General features: G+C 74.0%; 15 protein-coding genes. 6 read left to right on the forward strand and 9 right to left on the reverse strand.

Features of this window, described 5'->3' with window-relative positions; genetic code table 11:
• Positions 1-9: 9 nt before the first annotated feature.
• The 4 genes from OP86_RS02000 to OP86_RS02015 form a co-directional block, all read right to left on the reverse strand.
• Positions 10-780, reverse strand: coding sequence for a response regulator (locus OP86_RS02000; protein ID WP_078588469.1), 771 nt, complete (start codon positions 778-780; stop codon positions 10-12).
• Entirely contained in the window at positions 777-2,063 is a 1,287-nt protein-coding gene (locus OP86_RS02005) for a sensor histidine kinase (protein WP_234434790.1), read from the reverse strand. The genes OP86_RS02000 and OP86_RS02005 overlap by 4 nt, the downstream gene beginning before the upstream one ends.
• Positions 2,060-3,046, reverse strand: a complete 987-nt coding sequence (locus OP86_RS02010) for a hypothetical protein (protein WP_051829555.1) — start codon at positions 3,044-3,046, stop codon at positions 2,060-2,062. Before OP86_RS02010 ends, OP86_RS02005 begins: the two co-directional genes overlap by 4 nt.
• Positions 3,047-3,127: 81 nt before the next feature.
• Positions 3,128-3,664 carry a GNAT family N-acetyltransferase gene (locus OP86_RS02015; RefSeq protein ID WP_030057026.1) on the reverse strand — a complete coding sequence of 179 codons (537 nt, stop codon included), beginning with the start codon at positions 3,662-3,664 and terminating at the stop codon, positions 3,128-3,130.
• A 215-nt stretch (positions 3,665-3,879) separates the two neighbouring features.
• Here OP86_RS02015 and OP86_RS02020 point away from each other — a divergent pair, with 215 nt between their 5' ends.
• The 4 genes from OP86_RS02020 to OP86_RS02035 all read left to right on the forward strand — a co-directional run bounded on the left by OP86_RS02020 (position 3,880) and on the right by OP86_RS02035 (position 9,860).
• Positions 3,880-5,169, forward strand: coding sequence for a CaiB/BaiF CoA transferase family protein (locus OP86_RS02020; protein WP_418952583.1), 1,290 nt, complete (start codon positions 3,880-3,882; stop codon positions 5,167-5,169).
• Between the two features lie 2 nt (positions 5,170-5,171).
• Positions 5,172-6,314, forward strand: a complete 1,143-nt coding sequence (locus OP86_RS02025) for an acyl-CoA dehydrogenase family protein (protein WP_030057028.1) — start codon at positions 5,172-5,174, stop codon at positions 6,312-6,314.
• 122 nt (positions 6,315-6,436) lie between these two features.
• Positions 6,437-7,651, forward strand: a complete 1,215-nt coding sequence (locus OP86_RS02030; protein ID WP_030057029.1) for an acetyl-CoA C-acetyltransferase — start codon at positions 6,437-6,439, stop codon at positions 7,649-7,651.
• 34 nt (positions 7,652-7,685) lie between these two features.
• A complete protein-coding gene (locus OP86_RS02035) occupies positions 7,686-9,860 on the forward strand; it encodes a 3-hydroxyacyl-CoA dehydrogenase NAD-binding domain-containing protein (RefSeq protein ID WP_030255717.1) in 2,175 nt (724 codons plus the stop codon).
• 7 nt (positions 9,861-9,867) lie between these two features.
• On the opposite strand, the gene OP86_RS02040 is transcribed toward OP86_RS02035, so the two are convergent.
• The 4 genes from OP86_RS02040 to OP86_RS02055 form a co-directional block, all read right to left on the reverse strand.
• Complete coding sequence (locus tag OP86_RS02040; RefSeq protein WP_051829556.1) at positions 9,868-10,617, reverse strand: MerR family transcriptional regulator; 750 nt, start codon at positions 10,615-10,617, stop codon at positions 9,868-9,870.
• A 458-nt stretch (positions 10,618-11,075) separates the two neighbouring features.
• Positions 11,076-12,119, reverse strand: a complete 1,044-nt coding sequence (locus OP86_RS02045; protein WP_051829557.1) for an isopenicillin N synthase family dioxygenase — start codon at positions 12,117-12,119, stop codon at positions 11,076-11,078.
• Between the two features lie 321 nt (positions 12,120-12,440).
• Positions 12,441-13,088: a response regulator gene (locus OP86_RS02050; protein WP_030057035.1), complete on the reverse strand. Its 648-nt coding sequence runs from the start codon at positions 13,086-13,088 to the stop codon at positions 12,441-12,443.
• Entirely contained in the window at positions 13,040-14,503 is a 1,464-nt protein-coding gene (locus OP86_RS02055; protein ID WP_234434789.1) for a sensor histidine kinase, read from the reverse strand. The genes OP86_RS02050 and OP86_RS02055 overlap by 49 nt, the downstream gene beginning before the upstream one ends.
• A 326-nt stretch (positions 14,504-14,829) precedes the next feature.
• On the opposite strand from OP86_RS02055, the gene OP86_RS02060 reads away from it, so the two are divergent.
• Together OP86_RS02060 and OP86_RS02065 are read left to right on the forward strand one after the other, a co-directional pair.
• A complete protein-coding gene (locus tag OP86_RS02060) occupies positions 14,830-15,543 on the forward strand; it encodes an ABC transporter ATP-binding protein (RefSeq protein WP_063832270.1) in 714 nt (237 codons plus the stop codon).
• Positions 15,544-15,607: 64 nt separating this feature from the next.
• Positions 15,608-18,064 carry an FtsX-like permease family protein gene (locus OP86_RS02065; protein ID WP_030057038.1) on the forward strand — a complete coding sequence of 819 codons (2,457 nt, stop codon included), beginning with the start codon at positions 15,608-15,610 and terminating at the stop codon, positions 18,062-18,064.
• A gap of 100 nt (positions 18,065-18,164) precedes the next feature.
• On the opposite strand, the gene OP86_RS02070 is transcribed toward OP86_RS02065, so the two are convergent.
• On the reverse strand, positions 18,165-18,923 hold the full coding sequence (locus OP86_RS02070) for a MerR family transcriptional regulator (protein ID WP_030057039.1): 759 nt from the start codon (positions 18,921-18,923) through the stop codon (positions 18,165-18,167).
• Positions 18,924-18,950 lie beyond the last annotated feature (27 nt).

Raw genomic sequence — 18,950 nt, forward strand, 5'->3', positions numbered from 1 at the left:
CCGCCGTGCTCAGCCCGGCAGCACGAACCCCGACTCGTACGCGGCGATGACCGCCTGGGTGCGGTCCCGCGCGCCGAGCTTGGCGAGCACGCTGCCGACGTGCGTCTTGACCGTCTCCTGGCTCACCACCAGCTGCCGGGCGATCTCGCCGTTGTTGAGCCCGGTGGCCATCAGTCGCAGCACCTGCCCCTCCCGTTCGGTCAGCCGCCCGATCGGCCCCCGGTCGGCCGCGCTCTCCCGACGGCGCTCCTCGCCGTGGCGCAGCGCGAGTTCGCGGACGGCCGCCGGGAAGAGCAGCGAGTCCCCGCGCGCGACCAGCCGTACGGCCTGCACCATCTCCTCGGCCCGGGCCCGCTTCAGCAGGAACCCGGCCGCGCCCGCGCGCAGCGCGTCGTACACGTGGTCGTCGTGTTCGAAGGTGGTGACCACCAGGATCCTCGGCGGCTCGGCCATCCCGCCGACCAGCTGCTCGGTCGCGCGGATGCCGTTGATGCCGGGCATCCGGACGTCCATCAGCACCACGTCCGGCCGTAGTTCGCGCACCAGCGGGACGACCTCGGCCCCGTCGGCGGCCTCGCCGACCACGGTGAGGTCCGGCTCGGCGTCGATCACCACCCGCAGGCCCATCCGGACCAGCCGCTCGTCGTCCGCGATCACCACGCGGATGGCGGGTGCGCCGGTGCCCAGGCCGTACCCGTTGTTCACCGTGTCTCCGTCGTGCACCGTGTCCCCGTCGTCCACTGCGTCCCCGTTGTGCACGCTCTCCGCCTCGTTCGTCATGCGGCCCCTCCCAACGGCAGCCAGACGGCCAGCCGCCACGTCGTCCCGTCCTCGCCCGGCCCCGCCGTGCTGGCGCCGCGCAGGGCCGCCGCGCGCTCCCCGATCCCGCGCAGTCCGCGCCCGCCGCCGGGGCGGCTCGGGCGGCCGGGGCCCAGCGGGTTGGTCAGTTCGATCTCCAGCCGGCCGCCGGCCAGCCGGACCCGCAGGCGGGCCGGGGCGGGCCCGGCGTGCCGCAGGACGTTGGTCAGGCCTTCCTGCACGATCCGGTACGCCTCGCGGGAGACGGCGTCGGGCAGTCCGGACAGGCCGGGGGCCAGTTCGGCGTCCACCGTCACCCCGGTGCGGGCGAGTTGGCGCAGCAGGTCGTCCAGCCCGGCGAGGGTGGGCCCGGCCGGTCCGGCCGGTCCGGCGGATCCGGCGGATTCCGGGTCCTCCTCGCGCAACAGGCCGAGTACGGTGTCCAGTTCGGCGACGGCCGCCCGCGCGGTCTCCTCGATCGCCTGCAGTGCCTCGGCGGCGAAGTCGGGGTTGGTGTGCAGCACCCGGGCGGCCGCCGAGGCCTGGATGCCGACCGCACTGAGCGCGTGCCCGACGGAGTCGTGCAGTTCGCGGGCGAGCCGGTTGCGCTGGGCGAGCACCGTGGCCCGGCGTTCGGCGGTGGCCAGCCGCTCCTCCGGGGTCGGGCCGAGCAGGGCGGGTGCCCAGCGGGCGAGCAGTGCGCCGAAGCCGGCGTTGGCGAGGAGGATCAGCAGCAGGACGGCGAGGCCCAGGGCGGGGCCGGTGAACATCCAGCCGGGGAAGCGGTCCTCCCAGAAGCGCGCCAGCTCCCGGGCGCCGCCGGCGTTGAAGATCAGCACGACCGAGAACGGCGCCCCGGCCAGTGTCATTCCGGCGACCACGCCGCCGAAGAAGAGGTGCAGGACGAACCAGAGCGCGGTGCGCCACCGGGCGGGCCACGCCCGGGCCGGCCCGGTGGCCAGTTCCTCCGGCCGCGCGGTCGAGCACAGGGCCCGCGCGGCCGCGCCCTCCAACCCCCGGACGGTCGGCACCAGCGCGGTGACGGCGGCCATCGGCAGCGAGGTGAACAGCGACAGGACCTGCAGCAGGGCCTGACGGGCGGGCGCCTGCGCCGGGTTGAGTGCCCCGAGCATCACCACCGACAGCATCCAGTACGGCATCAGCAGCGCACCGCCCAGCACCAGGTGCACCCAGCGCAGCCGGGCCTGCCGCCCGACCATCGCCCCCGCCGCACGCCGCAGCCGCGTGCCCGCCCCCGTGATCACCTGGGTGACTCTACGTCAGCGGCGCCGTTGCGGGCCCGGGCCGCCCGCTCGGTCAGCGCGATCGCGCCGACGGCCAGCACCAGCACCCCGGTCACCACCTGGGCGGTCTCCACCAGGGGCATCAGCCCGGGCACCGCCTTCCGCAGGTCGGCCACCCGGGTCGTCGTCGCGCCGAGGGCCACCAACTGCCAGCTGCCCCAGCCGAACAGCGAGCCGGCCGCCGTCCAGGCCACCAGCAGCGGCCCGAGCAGCCGTCGCCGCGGCCGGATCCGGAAGACCAGGACCAGCAGTGCCGCCGCCGCTGCCACCGCCATCACGGCGGTCACCCCGTCCATCACCGCCACGCCCCGGTTCCGCTCCTCCGCCATCGCGACCGGCAGTCCGGCGGTGCCGCCCGCCGCCCAGTACACCCGGGCCACCGCCACGCCGGCGGCGAGCAGTGCGGCGACGCAGGCGAGGGAGCGCTGCACGGTCAGCGTGGCGGAGCGCGGCAGGTCGCCGATCCGGTCCGTCAGCAGCCCGGCCCAGCGCCGCCGGGCGTACAGCACGAAGGCGGTGATCAGCGCGAGGCCCTGCACTGTGAACCCGCCGTACACGACGAGGAAGACCCAGCCGCCGAGGCCCTTGTCGTCCTGGGCGGCGTTGTGTTCCGGGCCCAGGAGCAGGCTGCTCAGCAGGAACAGCGGCAGCGCCACCAGGATGGTGCCGAGCAGCCCGGTCGCCACCCACATCGGGAACGCCACCAGTCCGGCCGGCGCCCGCCGGCCCCACGGCCGGACGAAGGCCAGCGCCAGGGCGACGGCGATGGCGTCCATTCCGAAGGTGAGCAGGTTCAGCAGCCAGAGCTCGTCCATCGCGCCGGGATTGTCGGAGCCCACCGGATGTCCGGTCAGCCACAGCAGCTTGAGCGTCAGGTACGGCCCCGTCGCGGCCACCGCCGTCCAGGCCGCCCCGGCCCGTACCGCGCCTTCGTTGATTCTCATGCCCCCACGGTCGCGCCGCGCGCCCGCCCCGGTCCTCCGTCCGGGGCGGGATCCGGCTCCCCCCGGCGGGGGATCTTCGGCTCAGGCCATGCGGTGGATCAGCCGGCCCTCGTCGTCGACCCGCCCGTCCGGGTCCGCGACCAGCCCGAGCCGTTCGGCGAGCCGGCGGGAGGGCAGGTTGTCCGGGTGGATCAGGGCGATCACCGGGATCCCGGGGAAGCGCGGCAGCGCCTCCGCCATCGCCGCCCGGGCCGCCTCCGCCGCGTACCCCTTGCCCCAGGCGGACGGCCGGAACCGGTAGTAGAGGTTGAACACCGGCTCCCCGTCGAGCGTGTGCAGGTAGAGCCCGGCGTAGCCGATGATCGCCTCCGGCTCTTCCCGCGTCGACACGGCGCAGTACCCGACCCCGTCCCGCGCCCAGTCGGCCACGAATCCGTCCAGCATCTCCTGCGCCTGCGCGAGGTCCCGCTGCGGCCCGTGCGGGTTGTACCGGTTGGTCTCCGGATCGCCGTGCACGGCGAACAGCGCCTGGACGTCCTCCTGCCGCGGCTGTGTGAGCACCAGCCGCGCGGAGGTGGTGACGACCGTGCGGGCGGTGTGCTGTTGGGCGGTGGTCATGGTGCTTCCCCCGGTTGTCACTCGTGATGGCCGTTGTCGCCGGTCATACTGGTAATAGCTGATTCGTACCTTAGGCCGTTACGTGAACGGCTGTCCGGTGATTTTCCCGCCCGCAGGTCCGGCCGGGGCGGGGTGGGTGCGGAGGTCTTGTTACCGGCGGGTCGCTTCTCTATCATCCCGAGTGTTACAGCTTTACTGTCACACCCTGAAGGGTTCTGCGGCCAGTGCGTGACGCAACAGGTGTACCGGGCACCGGCGGCCCGTTGGCGGGTGTGCGGGTGGTGGAGCTGGCCGGGATCGGGCCGGGGCCGTTCGCGGCGATGCTGCTGGGGGACCTCGGAGCGGACGTGGTGCGGGTGGACCGGCCGGAGCCGTCACCGCTCGGCACGGATCCGGCCCACGACCTCACCAACCGCAACAAGCGCTCGGTGCTGATCGACCTGAAGTCGCCCGAGGGGCCCGGGCAGGTGCTGGACCTGGTCGAGCGGGCGGACCTGCTGATCGAGGGCTACCGGCCGGGCGTCGCGGAACGGCTCGGCGTCGGCCCGCAGGCCTGCCTGGCGCGCAACCCGGCACTGGTGTACGGGCGGATGACCGGATGGGGGCAGCACGGCCCGAGAGCCGCCACCGCCGGGCACGACCTCGGGTACGCGGCGGTCGCCGGGGTGCTGGGGATGGTGGCCGCGCCGGGCGGTGCCGACGAGGCGCCCGGGATCCCCGCCAACCTGCTGGGCGACTACGCGGGCGGGTCGCTCTACCTGGTCGTCGGCCTGCTCGCCGGGCTCCACCACGCCCGGGCCACCGGCACCGGCCAGGTCGTGGACGCGGCGATCGTGGACGGCGCCGCGCACCTCGGCAGCATGCTGTGGGGCCTGCTCGCGGCCGGCCACTGGCAGGACCGCCGGGGCGTCAACCTGCTCGACGGCGGCGCGCCGTTCTACGCCGTCTACCGGGCGGCCGACGGCGGGCACCTGGCCGTCGGCGCACTGGAACCGCGCTTCTACGCCGAGTTCGCCCGCCTGCTGGACCTGGGCCCGGACGCGCCCGGCCAGTACGACCTCGCCCGCTGGCCCGAACTGCGCGCCCGGATCGCCGCCCGCTTCGCCACCCGGACCAGGACCGAGTGGGAGGCCGTCTTCGCCGGCTCCGACGCCTGTGTGGAACCGGTGCTGACGATGCGTCAGGCCGCTGCGGACGGACACCTGGCCGCGCGCGGGACGTACGTCCAGGCGGACGGCGTCACCCAACCCGCCCCGGCTCCACGCTTCTCCGCCACCCCCGGCGCGCTGCGCCGCCCACCGGCCCGGCCGGGCGCCGACACCGCCGAGGTGGCCCGGGACTGGGGCGTGCCGTCCCTCGGCTCCTCCGGCTCCTCCGGCTCCTCCGGCCCCGACGTGTCCGGCCCCTCCGGCCCCGACGTGTCCGGCCCCTCCGGCCCCGACGTGTCCGGCCCCTCCGGCCCTGACTCCTCCGGCCCCGACTCCGCAGCAGAACAAGGAGAGTAGCGTTGCAGCGCGAGATCTTCACCGAGCAGCACGACGACTTCCGGGCCACCGTCCGGGCCTTCCTCGCCAAGGAGGTGCTGCCGCACTACGACCGCTGGGAGAAGGCGGGCATCGTCGACCGCTCCGTCTGGCTCGCCGCCGGCCGCCGGGGCCTGCTCGGCATCGCCGTCCCGGAGGAGTACGGCGGTGGCGGCGCCCCGGACTTCCGCTACGCCGCCGTGCTGGCCGAGGAGTTCGCCCGGGCCGGCGCCTCCGGCCTCGCGATCGGCCTGCACAACGACATCATCGGCCCCTACCTCACCTCGCTCGGCACCGAGGAGCAGAAGCGCCGCTGGCTGCCCGGCTTCTGCTCCGGCGAGCTGATCACCGCGATCGCGATGACCGAGCCCGGCACCGGCTCCGACCTGCAGGGCATCCGTACCCAGGCGGTCGACCGGGGCGACCACTTCCTGCTCAACGGCGCCAAGACCTTCATCTCCAACGGCATCCTCGCCGACCTGGTGATCGTGGTCGCCCGCACCACCCCGGAGGGCGGCGCGCACGGGCTGAGCCTGCTGGCCGTCGAGCGCGGCACGCCCGGCTTCGAGCGTGGCCGCAACCTCGACAAGATCGGCCAGAAGGCCCAGGACACCGCCGAGTTGTTCTTCGAGGACGTCCGGGTCCCGAAGGAGAACCTGCTCGGCGAGCTCAACGGCGGCTTCCTCCACCTGATGCAGAACCTCGCGCAGGAGCGGCTGACCATCGCGGCCGCGGCGATCGCCGGAGCCGAGTACCTGGTCGAGATCACCACCGACTACGTCAAGCAGCGCGAGGCCTTCGGCCGCCCGCTCGCCAAGCTGCAGCACGTCCGCTTCGAGATCGCCGAACTCGCCACCGAGTGCGCCGTCACCCGGACCTTCGTCGACCGCTGCATCACCGAGCACAACCGCTACGCGCTCACCCCGGCCGACGCCTCGATGGCCAAGTGGTGGGCCACCGAACTGCAGAAGCGCACCGCCGACCGCTGCCTCCAACTGCACGGCGGCTACGGGTACATGAGCGAGTTCCCGGTCGCCAGGGCGTTCACCGACGGTCGCATCCAGACGATCTACGGCGGCACCACCGAGATCATGAAGGAGATCGTGGGCCGCTCCATCCTCGGCTGACTCCTGACTCCTGACTCCTGACTCCTGACCTGGCTCCTGACCTGGCTCTTCCGTCGGGTCCGACGCCAAGCCTCCCCGCCAAGTTCGACGCCAAGCCCCCCGCCCCGAAAGGCACTCCCATCGTGACCACCGAAGCGTACGTCTACGACGCGATCCGCACCCCGCGCGGCCGGGGCAAGGCCACCGGCTCGCTGCACGGCACCAAGCCGATCGACCTGGTCGTCGGCCTGATCCACGAAATCCGCCGCCGCTTCCCCGAGTTGGACCCGGCCGCGATCGACGACATCGTGCTCGGCGTGGTCAGCCCGGTCGGCGACCAGGGCTCCGACATCGCCCGGATCGCCGCCGTCGCGGCCGGCCTGCCGGACACCGTGGCCGGCGTCCAGGAGAACCGCTTCTGCGCCTCCGGCCTGGAAGCCGTCAACCTGGCCGCCGCCAAGGTCCGTTCGGGCTGGGAGGACCTGGTGCTGGCCGGCGGCGTGGAGTCGATGTCCCGGGTCAAGATGGCCTCCGACGGCGGCGCCTGGTTCGCCGACCCGATGACCGCGTACGAGACCAACTTCGCCCCGCAGGGCATCGGCGCCGACCTGATCGCCACCATCGAGGGCTTCTCCCGCACCGACGTGGACGCCTTCGCCGCCGAGTCCCAGGCCCGCGCCGCCAAGGCCCAGGCGGACGGCCTGTTCGACCGCTCGGTGGTCCCGGTGCGCGACCGCAACGGCCTGGTCGTGCTGGAGCGCGACGAGTTCATCCGCCCCGGCACCACCGTCGAGACCCTGGCCGGCCTCAAGCCCTCGTTCGCCGCGATCGGCGAGGCCGGCGGCTTCGACGCCGTCGCCCTGCAGAAGTACCACTGGGTGGAGGCCATCGACCACGTCCACCACGCGGGCAACTCCTCCGGCATCGTGGACGGCGCCGCGCTGGTCGCCATCGGCAACCGCGAGGTCGGCGAGCGGTACGGGCTGCGCCCGCGCGCCCGGATCGTCTCCGCCGCCGTTTCCGGCTCCGAGCCGACCATCATGCTCACCGGCCCCGCCCCGGCCACCCGCAAGGCGCTCGCCAAGGCCGGGCTCACCGCCGCCGACATCGACCTCGTCGAGATCAACGAGGCCTTCGCCGCCGTCGCACTCCGCTTCATCCGCGAACTCGGCTTCCGCGCCGACCAGGTGAACGTCAACGGCGGCGCGATCGCCCTGGGCCACCCGCTCGGCGCCACCGGCGCGATGCTGCTCGGCACCGTGATCGACGAGCTGGAGCGGCGCGACCTGCGCTACGGCCTGATCACCCTCTGCGTGGGCGGCGGCATGGGCATCGCCACCATCGTCGAGCGCGTCTGACCCCCTCCCCGCGAATTCTGGAGACCGTGAACCCATGAGCGACACCACCACCATCCGCTGGGAGCAGGACCAGGACGGCGTGGTCACCCTCGTCCTCGACGACCCCACCCAGTCCGTCAACACCATGAACGAGGCCTTCACCGCCGACTTCGAGACCGTCGTCGGGCGACTGGCCGGCCTCGCCGCCGCGAACGAGCTGCGCGGCGTCGTCGTCACCTCCGGCAAGAAGACCTTCTTCGCCGGCGGAGACCTCCGGATGCTCTCCGCCGCCCGCCCCGAGGACGCCGAGGCCGTCTTCGAGAAGTCGATGCGGATCAAGCGCGCGCTGCGCACGCTGGAGACCCTCGGCAAGCCGGTCGTCGCCGCCGTCAACGGCAGCGCGCTCGGCGGCGGTCTGGAGATCGCGCTCGCCTGCCACCACCGGGTCGCGTTGAACACCCCGGCCAGCCGGATCGGCCTGCCCGAGGTCACCCTCGGCCTGCTGCCGGGCGGCGGGGGAGTGGTTCGTACGGTGCGGCTGTTCGGCATCACCGACGCCCTGCTGAAGTTCCTGCTGCAGGGCCGCCAGTACCGCCCCGCGCAGGCCCTGGAGCACGGTCTGGTGCACGAACTGGTCGACACCCCCGAGGAGTTGACCGCCCGGGCGAGGGCCTGGATCGAGGCCAACCCGACCGCCGTCCAGCCCTGGGACGTCAAGGGGTACAAGATCCCCGGCGGCACCCCCGCGACCCCGGCCTTCGCCGCCAACCTGCCCGCCTTCCCCGCCAACCTGCGCAAGCAGCTGAACGGCGCGCCCTACCCGGCCCCGCGCAACGTCCTGGCCACCGCGGTGGAGAGCGCCCAGGTGGACGTCGACACCGCGATGGTGATCGAGGCCCGTTACTTCACCGAACTCGCCTGCGGCCAGACCAGCAAGAACATGATCCAGGCGCTGTTCTTCGACATGCAGGCGGTCAACTCCGGTGCCGGGCGCCCCAAGGGCATCGAGAAGCGGCCGGTCCGCAAGGTCGCCGTGCTCGGCGCCGGGATGATGGGCGCCGGCATCGCCTACGCCTGCGCGAAGGCCGGCATCGAGGTCGTGCTCAAGGACGTGAGCATCGAGGCCGCCCAGCGCGGAAAGGCCTACTCCGAAGGGCTGTTGGCCAAGGCCGTGGCGCGCGGCCGCTCCACCGAGGCCAAGCGCGACGAACTGCTGGCCCGGATCACCCCCACCGCCGACGCCGCCGACCTGGCCGACTGCGACACCGTGATCGAGGCGGTCTTCGAGAACACCGAACTCAAGCACAAGGTGTTCCAGGAGATCGAGGACGTCGTCGCCCCCGACGCGCTGCTCTGCTCCAACACCTCCACCCTGCCGATCGGGCTGCTCGCCGAAGGCGTCCGGCGCACCGGCGACTTCATCGGCCTCCACTTCTTCTCGCCGGTCGACAAGATGCGGCTGGTGGAGATCATCCGCGGCCCGCAGACCGGCGACGAGGCCCTGGCCCGCGCCTTCGACCTGGTCCGGCAGATCGACAAGACCCCGATCGTGGTCAACGACTCGCGCGGCTTCTTCACCTCGCGGGTGATCGGCCAGTTCCTCAACGAGGGCGTCGCCATGGTCGGCGAGGGCATCCACCCGTCCAGCATCGAGCAGGCCGCCGCCCAGGCCGGCTACCCCGCCAAGGTGCTCTCCCTGATGGACGAGCTCACCCTCACCCTGCCGCGCAAGATCCGTGACGAGTACCGGCGCTCGGTGGAGGCCGTCGGCGGCACCTGGACGCCGCACCCGGCGGACGCGGTCATCGACCGGATGGTCGACGAGTTCGGCCGCCCGGGGCGCAGCGGCGGCGCGGGCTTCTACGAGTACGGCGAGGACGGCAAGCGCGGGCGGCTCTGGCCGGGGCTGAGCGCCTTCGGGCCCGAGGAGGCCCCCGTCCCCTTCGAGGACCTCAAGGAGCGGATGCTGTTCAGCGAGGCCCTGGACTCGGTGCGCTGCCTGGAGGAAGGCGTGCTGACCTCGGTCGCCGACGCCAACGTGGGCTCCATCCTCGGCATCGGCTTCCCGGCCTGGACCGGCGGCGTGTTCCAGTACATCAACGGGTACGAGGGCGGCCCGGCCGGCTTCGCGGCTCGCGCCCGCGAACTCGCCGCCGCGTACGGCGAGCGGTTCGCGCCGCCGGCGCTGCTGGAGCGGATCGCGGCCGAGGGGCGGACGTTCGGCGACTGACGCCCCGTCACCCGGGTGAGGCCGTGCCCCGCACGGCCTCACCCAGCTCCTCCCGCAGGTACCGCTGGAACGCCGTGACCAGCGCCTGCGCCGCCATCGGCTGGATGTGGTCCGTCAGCGCCTTCATCCGGGCCAGCTCCGCCGGCTCGGGCTCGCTCTCCCGGTACGGCTTCCACACCGTCTCCCGGAACAGCCGCTGCAACTCCCGTGCCGTCGCCCGGCTGTGTTCCAGAACCACCGCCCGGGCCGCCAGCAGCGTCTCCAACGGGATCGGCACGTCCAGGATCCGCACCCCCAGCGGCAGCAGGCCCGGATCCACCCGGAACACCTCCGGATCGGAGGTGCGCTCCATCGCCCCCATCGCGACGAGCCGCTCCACCTGCTCCTCCGACAGCCCGCGCCCGGCCCGCCGCTCCAGCTGCGCCCTGGTGACCTCCTCCGCCGTCTCCGGCGTCCAGGACGCCACCAGCGCCCGGTGGATCGCCAGGTCCAGCGGCGTGCTGTCCTCCGGCAGCCGGGCCAGGTACCGCTCGATCGCCGCCAGCGTCAGGCCCTGCCGCTGCAACTCCTCGATCAGCCCCAGCCGGTCCAGGTGCGCCGCCCCGTACAACCCCACCCGTCGCGGCCCCAGCTCCGGTGGGGGCAACAGCCCCTTCGTCCCGTAGAACCGCACCGTCCGCACCGTCACCCCGGCCCGCGCCGCCAACTCGTCCACCGTCAGCCGGGCCTCACCCGTCCCGGCGCCGTGCTCCCCCATCTGCTGCCTCCCGCGCTGGCACACTCCTGCTGTGACAGCAGCAGTGTGACAGTGCGGCCCGTGCCGGTCCACAGCGGACTGCACGGTCGGCCCGCTGCCACCACCTGGCGGCCCCGCTCGGGGCGGCCGGTGGTGTCGCTTGGTCACGTTGGTCACGCCGGTCGCCGGGCCGCCGGGCCGCCGGTCGCCGGGCCGCCGGTCGCTGGGCCGCCGGTCGCCGGCCGGCTTGGTCGCCATGGTCGCTGGCGGGCCTCCGGGGCGCAGGCCCTCCCGCCCGTACTGCCGACGGCGCCCGGTACGCCGAAGCCCCCGCCTCCACCGGGGGTCCGGCTGGGGGCAGGGGCATCGTACGGGGATCGCCCCGGTTCCGCCTCGGGCCCCCGACCCGCCTGGGGTCTCCCGGGCCGGGTCAGGGGGCGGGCGCGGGTGGCCTCGGGCGTGGGTGGCCTCGGGGTGGGTCAGGCGAGGGAGGCGTGGTGGCGGCGGGTGACTTCGGGGTGGGCTCGGGTGTAGCCCTTCCACTCGTTGAGGCCGAAGTCGGCGAAGAGGGGGTTGTCCGGGTCTTCGGTGGCGCCGGGGGCGTGGTGGGCGAGCGGGAAGTCCAGCGGTGCGATGTGGGCGTCGAGGCGCGGGTTGAAGAAGAACGGGACGGAGAAGCGCTCGCGGGCGCCGGGCGGGCTGACCACGCGGTGGCTGGTGGCCTTGAGGTAGCCGTCCGTGGCCACCTCCAGCAGTTCGCCGAGGTTGACGACGAAGGCGCCGTCGAGCGGCGGGACGTCCAGGAAGGTGCCGTCCGGGCGTTCGACCTGGAGGCCGCCCACGGTGTCCTGGAGCAGCAGGGTGATGAAGCCGTAGTCCTTGTGGGCGCCCACGCCCTGGCCGGCGCCGTCCGGGGCGGTGCCGGGGTAGCGGACCAGCTTGAGGCGCAGGTGGGGGTGGCCGGCGAAGGCGTCGTCGTAGAAGTCGGGGCTGGCGCCGATCGCGGTGAGGAGTTCGTGCAGCAGTCGCCGGGCGACCGAGCCGAGGCGGTCGATCCAGCCGAGCGCGGCGGTGCGCAGCTCGGGGAGCGCCTCGGGCCACTGGTTGGGGCCCTCCAGCCACCAGTACGGGGGCTCGCCGACGCCGGGGACGTGCGGGGGCAGCTCGGCGCCGATGTCCAGCTGGTCGCGCCAGTCCTGGCTGCCGCCGGTGCGCTCGTCGCCGGTGCGGGTGTAGCCACGGTAGTGGGGGGAGTTGAGGTTGCTCACGGCGAGCCGGTCGGCTTCGGGGAGCGCGAAGAAGGCGCGCATGGCCGCCGTGAGCGCGGCGGTCTCCTCCGGGGTGACGCCGTGGCCGACGAGCTGGAAGAAGCCGACGCCGGTGGCCGCGGCGCGGAGCTCGTCGTGCAGGCGGCGGCGGTCGTCCGGGCTGCCCTCGGCGAGCGAGAGGTCGATCACCGGGAGGGCGTCCGCCGGGGTGGAGCCGGAGCCGGCTTCGGATATGGGCGTGTACTGCTGCGTCATGTGTGACATCCGCTGGGTCTCGTCCCGACCGGCCCCGGTGGTCGACCGAGGGGTGGCCGGAGCAAACGCCTGGTGCGGCTGGTGCTCCGGGGGGCCGGGAGGTGGTGGCGGCCGGGTGGGGACCGCCGTTGAGGGTGGGTGGCGCGAGGTTCAGCCGGAGCGTCGACAGGACATGCTGGTCACGCGGAGCAGGTCCACGTGGCGGCGGCGAACAAGGATGAGCACGTCACCAGCCTAAATGACCCGTTCGGCGGCGGGCGAGCCCCCTGCAGCGGAGGGTCGCCCACCACTTGTCGGTGACCTTTCAATACGTTGGCTCCATCAGGCGTTGTTGAGGTACGCCAGGACGGCCAGCACCCGGCGGTTGTCGTCGTCGGAGGGTTGGAGGTCGAGCCGGACGAAGATCGACGCGGTGTGTTTGGCGACGGCCCGTTCGGTGATCACCAGCTGTTGGGCGATGGCGGCGTTGGAGCGGCCCTCCGCCATCAGCGCCAGCACCTGCCGCTCGCGCGGGGAGAGGGTGGAGACCGGCCCGGCCGAGGAGTTGTGGGTGAGCAGCCGGGTGATCACCTCCGGGTCCATCGCGGTACCGCCCTGGGCGACCCGTCGGACGGCGTCGATGAACTGGGTGCCGTCCATCACCCGGTCCTTGAGCAGGTAGCCGATCCCGCCGGTGCTGCCGGCGAGCAGCTCGCGGGCGTACAGCTGCTCCACGAACTGGGACAGCACCAGGACGGGCAGGCCCGGGTGCGCCTGGCGGGCGGCCAGCGCGGCCCGCAGCCCCTCGTCGGTGAAGCCCGGCGGCAGCCGGACGTCGACCACGGCGATGTCGGGTCGGTCGGCGGCCACCGCGGCGAGCAGTTGGTCACCGTTCTCGACCGCCGCAGTGACCTTCATGCCGTTGGCCTCCAGCAGCCGGGTCAGGCCGTCCCGGAGGAGGAAGAGGTCTTCGGCGATGACAACGCGCACGGGATCTCCAGGTTCGCGATGGTCGGACCACCGGACGGGCTGCTGATCGCGAGCACCCCGTCGAAGGCGGCCAGTCGGCGTTCGGTTCCGCTGAGGCCGGTGCCCCGGGACGGGTCGGCACCGCCGCGCCCGTCGTCGGTGACCGATATCCGCAACAGCCCGTCACTGTGCCCTATCTCGATCCATACGTGCGAGGCGCCCGCGTGCTTCACCACGTTGGCCAGGAGCTCGGTGACCGCGAAGTAGGTGGCCGACTCCACCGGGGCGGGCACCCGGCCGGGCAGCTCGCCGGTGAAGGTGACCGGCAGTGGCAGGTCCAGCGCCGTCGCCTGCACCGCGTCGGCCAGCCCGCGGTCGGCGAGTACCGGGGGGTGGATGCCGCGGACCAGGTCCCGCAGCTCGCTCAGCGCCTTCACCGAGGACTCCCTGGCCTCGGCCAGCAGCGGGCCCAGGGCGTCCGGGTCGTCCTTCAGCTGCTCGGCCACGGTCAGCAGCATGCCCAGGGCCACCAGCCGGGCCTGCGCCCCGTCGTGCAGGTCCCGCTCGATCCGGCGCAGCTCGGCGGCCCCGGCGTCGATGGTGTCCGCCCTGGTCCGGGCCAGGTGGCTGACCTGGTGGGCGAGTTCGGTCCGCCGGGAGGGCCCGAGCAGGGCCCGGGCGGCCTTCTCGTGGATCCGCAGGACCGGCGGGGCGGCCCACAGTGCGGCCGCCGGGGCGGCGCAGAGGCCCATCCCGTAGACGAGGGCCAGTGGGAAGAAGAGTCCGCCCCGGCCGAAGACCTCCAGCGCGATCGGGGTCAGCACGACGATCGCGGCGGTGAGCAGCACCGCGCAGCCGGTGAGCAGCGCCCAGGCGAAGTCCCGCCACGTCGCCGGGTCGGTCAGCCAGCCGCCGGCCCGCAGCCGCCGCCAGGGGCCGACGGCGCCGGGCGCGCGGCGGTACGGCACCGGGACCGGCCGCCCGCTCCACTTCCCGACCACCCGCCTGCTCTCCGTCGCGATCCACCGGGCGCCGAACAGCGAGAGCACCAGCAGCGAGGGCGCCAGCCAGAGCGAGACGGAGCGGCCGCCGGGGGCGGCGCCGCCGTAGACGTGCGTTGCCATCACCGCGAGCGTGCCCGGGGCGAACAGGGCGGCCCCGACCGCCCGGCCGCTGCCTCCGGTGGCCCAACAGAGCGTCCAGAGGGCGACCGGCGCCATCGGCACCGCCAGGATGAACGGGCCGCCCGGCCCGAACGGCCGGGACTCGTCGGGGCCGAACAGTGCGGCGGCCAGCAGGATCGGCCCGGCCAGCAGCGCGATCAGGCCCGTCACGGCCAGCGTGACCACGTACCAGGCGCGCACCCCGTCCACACAGGCCCGGCCCACCCGCCGGGCCACCCGGCCCACCACTCCCGTCCGCACGTCCGTTGTCACGTCCGCTGTCGGCTCCGCCGTCACTCCCGCTGTCATTCCCGCCGTCATCACGCGCCCCCTCTCCGTCCCGGAGCCCCGCTCGGAGGCCTCCCAGCCCTCGGCTCCGGAGCTCCAGCGGACCCCGGTCCCGATCTTTCGGTGGCTCAGTCTGCCCGGCCGGGTCGGTCTGCGCTCTAGGCCTGAACACCCAGTTCGGGGTGTATCTGGATACACCTCGGAGAGGCCGTCCAGACGGCTGTCCGCACCCCCGCCGTGATTCGTAGCGTCATGTCCCGTCAGCCGGCCCCGGGTCCTCCCGGTGCCGGACCCCGAACCGTGGAGGGCCCGTGAACACGCCGATCATCCGGATCCGCGGCGTCAGCAAGACGTACGACCGATCCGACGCCGCCCATCCCGCCCTGGCCGGGCTCGACCTGGAGGTACGGGCCGGCGAGGCGGTGGCCGTGCTCGGCCGCTCGGGCAGCGGCAAGTCCACCCTGCTGAACCTGGTCGCCGGCCTCGACCGCCCGAGCGAGGGCGCGGTGGAGGTGGACGGCGTGGCCGTCCACCGGCTCGGCGAGGCCGCACTGGCCGAGTACCGGCGGCGGCGGATCGGCATGGTGTTCCAGTTCTTCAACCTGCTGGACGACCTGAATGTGGAGGACAACGTGCTGCTCCCCGCGCAGCTGGCCGGGATGCGCCGCGAGCAGGCCCGCGCCCGGGCCGGGGAGCTGCTGGAGCGGCTGGGGGTCGCCCGGCACGCCAAGGCCTTCCCCGGTCGGCTCTCCGGCGGCGAGCGGCAACGGGTCGCCGTGGCACGGGCGCTGATGAACCGTCCGCCGCTGCTGCTGGCCGACGAGCCCACCGGGGCGCTGGACACCGCCTCCGCCGCCGACGTCCGCGACCTGCTGCGCGGGCTCAACGCGGAGGGCCAGACGATCCTCCTGGTCACCCATGACACCGCGCTCGCCGCGGCCTGCGCCGACCGGACGATCGAACTGCTCGACGGCCGGCTGGTCCGGGACACAGCGGCCGTGCCGACGCCCGGGGGAGTGCTGTGAGCGAGCGAACCGAGGGAAGGCGCAGGCGGGCGGACGCCGCCGCGGGGCGAAGGGAGGTGGGCGCATGAGCGCGCTCGGCAAGGTGGTCCGGGCCGGGGTGGGCCGCAAGCGGGTGCAGACCCTGGTCATGGTGCTCACCACGATGATGTCCGTGACGGCGTGCATCCTCGCGGCCGGGCTGCTGGTCGCCGCCCAGGGCCCGTACCAGCGCTCCTTCGCCGACCAGCACGGCGCGCACCTCAACGTGCTGTACGACCCGGCCAAGGCGAGCCCGGCCCAGCTGGCCGCGGCGGGCCACGCGTCCGGCGTGACGGCCTCGGCCGGCCCGTACCCGGCGGTCACCGTCCAGCCGCGCTCCGGCGAGGACACCAGGATCCCGCCGCCCGGCAGCCCGCTCCCGCCGATGACACTGGTCGGCCGGGCGCAGGACGGCCCGATGGACGGCCTGCGGATCACCTTCGGCCGCTGGGTCCGGGGCCCCGGCGAGGTGGTGATCCTGGACGGCCACTCCCCGCTGGCCGTCGGCGACAGCATGCAGTTCCCGGGCCTGCCCGGGCAGCCGACGCTCAAGGTCGTCGGCCTCGCCGCCTCCGTCTCCTGGAGCGCGGACGGCTGGGTGGCCCCCGAGCAGGTCGCCGGGCTGACCGCACCCGGCACCACGCCCGCCGCCCAGTACCTCTACCGCTTCGCCCGGGCCGGCACCGACACCGAGGTGGAGGCCGACCGTTCCGCGCTCGCCGCCGCGGTGCCGCCCGGCGCGCTCACCAAGGCCACCTCCTACCGGCCCGCCCAGGAGGAGGCCGACCGGACGGCCTCGACCTTCGTCCCGTTCGTGACGGCCTTCGGGCTGCTCGGCCTCGCCATGTCGGTGCTGATCATCGGCGTCGTGGTCAGCGGCGCCGTCACCGCGGCCACCCGCCGGATCGGCATCCTCAAGTCCCTGGGCTTCACCCCCGCCCAGGTGGCACGCGCCTACCTCGGCCAGGCGCTGATCCCCGCCGGGATCGGCACGGCGCTCGGCGTGCTCGGCGGCAACCTGCTCTCCGTCCCGGTCCTCGGCCTGGCGCACAAGGCCCTGCGCGGCGGTCTGCTCGGCATCCCGTTCTGGGTGGACCTCGCCGTCCCGGCCGCGGCCCTGGCCGCGGTGGCGGGCACCGCGCTGGTACCGGCGCTGCGGGCCGGGCGGCTGCGCACGGTGGAGGCGCTCGCGGTCGGCCGGACGGCGCCGGGCGCCAAGCGGGCGGCCGCCCGGGTCGGCCAAGGCGGTCAGGCCGGCCAAGGCGGTCAGGCCGGCCAAGGCGGCCGGGGTGGTCGAGGCGGCCGGGGCCGGGCCGGGGTGGCCGGCCTCCTGGCGGGGCTGCAGAACGGGATCGGCCGGCTCCCGGTGCCGCGTGCGCTGAGCCTCGGGCTGGCGACCCCGCTCAACCGGCCGGGCCGTTCGGCGACCACTGCGGCCGCGGTGGTGCTCGGCACCGCAGGGGTCACCCTCTGCGTCGGCCTGACGCTCTCGCTCGGCCTGCTCCAGGACGGTCTTGAGGCCGGGCGCGCAGGCAAGGTCGTGGTCGAGGCCCCGATGGAGGGCCCCGGCCAGCCCGCCGACCAGGTGGACGAGGCGGCCGTGGCCCGGGCGATCGACGCCCGCCCGGGCACCCGGGCCTGGTACAGCAGCGTCCCGACGCCGGTGACCCTGGCCGGGAACACCGGTCGCTCCGAGGCGGTCGCGTTCACCGGCGACGTCTCGTGGAGCGGCTACCAACTGGTCTCCGGCCGCTGGTTCAGCGGCCCCGGCGAGGTCGTGGTCGGCTCCACCTACCTCCGCACCAACCGGGCGAAGGTCGGAGACACCGTGACCCTCACCGACCACGGGCGCACCACCCCGGCGAGGATCACCGGCGAGGTCCTGACCACCGGCGACTTCGTGTTCATGGACCGGGCCGCGCTGGCCCCGCTCGGCGGCGCCGTCGCCGCCGAGGCGATCTCCTTCCACATCGACCTCACCCCCGGCACCGACGCGAACGCCTACGCCAACGCGCTCGACGGAGTGGTCCGGCCGATGGGACTGAGCGCCGAGCCGGGAGCACAGCACATCAACATCGTGGTGCTGGCGATGAACACCCTGGCGGGGACGCTCACCCTGCTGCTGTCCGTGGTCGCCGGGCTCGGAGTGCTCAACACGGTGCTGCTGGACACCCGGGAACGGGTCCACGACCTCGGGGTGCTCAAGGCACTCGGGATGTCGCCCCGGCAGACCGTCGGCATGGTGCTCACCTCGGTGTGCGGCAGCGGGCTGGCGGCAGGGCTGATCGGGGTGCCGATCGGGATCCTGGTGCACCACCAGGTGATGCCCGCGATGGCCCGCGCCGCCGGGATCGGCGTGCCCGAGACGGACCTCGGTGTGTTCGACCCGGCGGTGGTGGGGCCGCTGATACTCGGCGGCCTGGTGCTGGCCCTGCTCGGCGCCGCCCTCCCCGCCACCTGGGCTGCCCGGACCCGGACGGTCACGGCGCTGCGGACGGAGTGACGGCGGGGCAGCGACGGCGGGGGAGGGGCGCCCCTCCTCCACCGCACGCTCGGCCTCAGACCACCGGGTCTCAGGCCAACCGGGCTCAGGTCAACCGGGCTCAGGCCAGCCGCGTCGCCGCGTAGGCCTCCATGGCGGTGCGCTGGTACGCGGCCAGGCCCGGGGCGATGGCCTCGTAGGCGGCGCTCCACCGCTCGTTCTCGGTGCAGGACCGCGCGATCGCGAGGTACTCCTCCGCCGGGACCGACCGGATCGTGCCGAGCAGGCGGTACTCCTCGTCGATCATGCTCTGCACGGGCTCGGTGTCGGCCGGGTGGCCGGCCGCCATCAGCTCTGCCAGGCGGATCATGCGCGTGGTCCGCTCGCGCTGCCCGGCCTCGATCTCGGCCGGGCTCATCGCGGCGGTGGCGCGCCGGGCCGCCTCGGCGTGCTCGGGGAAGTCGCGCAGGCTCGCGTCGACGTCGGCGGGCTCGATGCCCTCGAAGAGGTTCTCGGGGCGGTTGATGGTCATGGGAGTGCCGTCCTTCCGGGAGCGTTCCAGGTCGGCGATCGTGCGGGAAACGGTGCCGGCCAGGGCGTCCAGCCGGTCGCGCTCGGAGAGCAGCCGTCGGTGGTGGCCCCGCAGGGCGTCCAGCTCGTCCACCTGATCGCCCAGGATCCGGGCGATCTCGGTCAGGCCAACGCCCAGCGCCCGTAGCACCAGGATCTGCTGCAGCTGCAGCAACTGCCGCTCCTCGTAGTAGCGGTGGCCGTTGGAGCCGATCCAGGCCGGAGGCAGCAGCCCGATCTCGTCGTAGTGCCGCAGCGTCCGGGCGGTCACCCCGGACATCCTGGCGACCTCCGCAATCGGCCAGGCCATGGCCACCTCCTCACTTCCGAGTCCCCA

Source organism: Streptomyces novaecaesareae, assembly GCF_000716875.1.
Taxonomy (GTDB): Bacteria; Actinomycetota; Actinomycetes; order Streptomycetales; family Streptomycetaceae; genus Kitasatospora; species Kitasatospora novaecaesareae.

Coding starts and splice junctions, on each gene's coding strand:
- OP86_RS02000 (WP_078588469.1), bottom strand. CDS start 780: ATGACGAACGAGGCGGAGAGCGTGCACAACGGGGACGCAGTGGACGAC.
- OP86_RS02010 (WP_051829555.1), bottom strand. CDS start 3,046: ATGAGAATCAACGAAGGCGCGGTACGGGCCGGGGCGGCCTGGACGGCG.
- OP86_RS02015 (WP_030057026.1), bottom strand. CDS start 3,664: ATGACCACCGCCCAACAGCACACCGCCCGCACGGTCGTCACCACCTCC.
- OP86_RS02035 (WP_030255717.1), top strand. CDS start 7,686: ATGAGCGACACCACCACCATCCGCTGGGAGCAGGACCAGGACGGCGTG.
- OP86_RS02040 (WP_051829556.1), bottom strand. CDS start 10,617: ATGGGGGAGCACGGCGCCGGGACGGGTGAGGCCCGGCTGACGGTGGAC.
- OP86_RS02045 (WP_051829557.1), bottom strand. CDS start 12,119: ATGACGCAGCAGTACACGCCCATATCCGAAGCCGGCTCCGGCTCCACC.
- OP86_RS02065 (WP_030057038.1), top strand. CDS start 15,608: ATGAGCGCGCTCGGCAAGGTGGTCCGGGCCGGGGTGGGCCGCAAGCGG.
- OP86_RS02070 (WP_030057039.1), bottom strand. CDS start 18,923: ATGGCCTGGCCGATTGCGGAGGTCGCCAGGATGTCCGGGGTGACCGCC.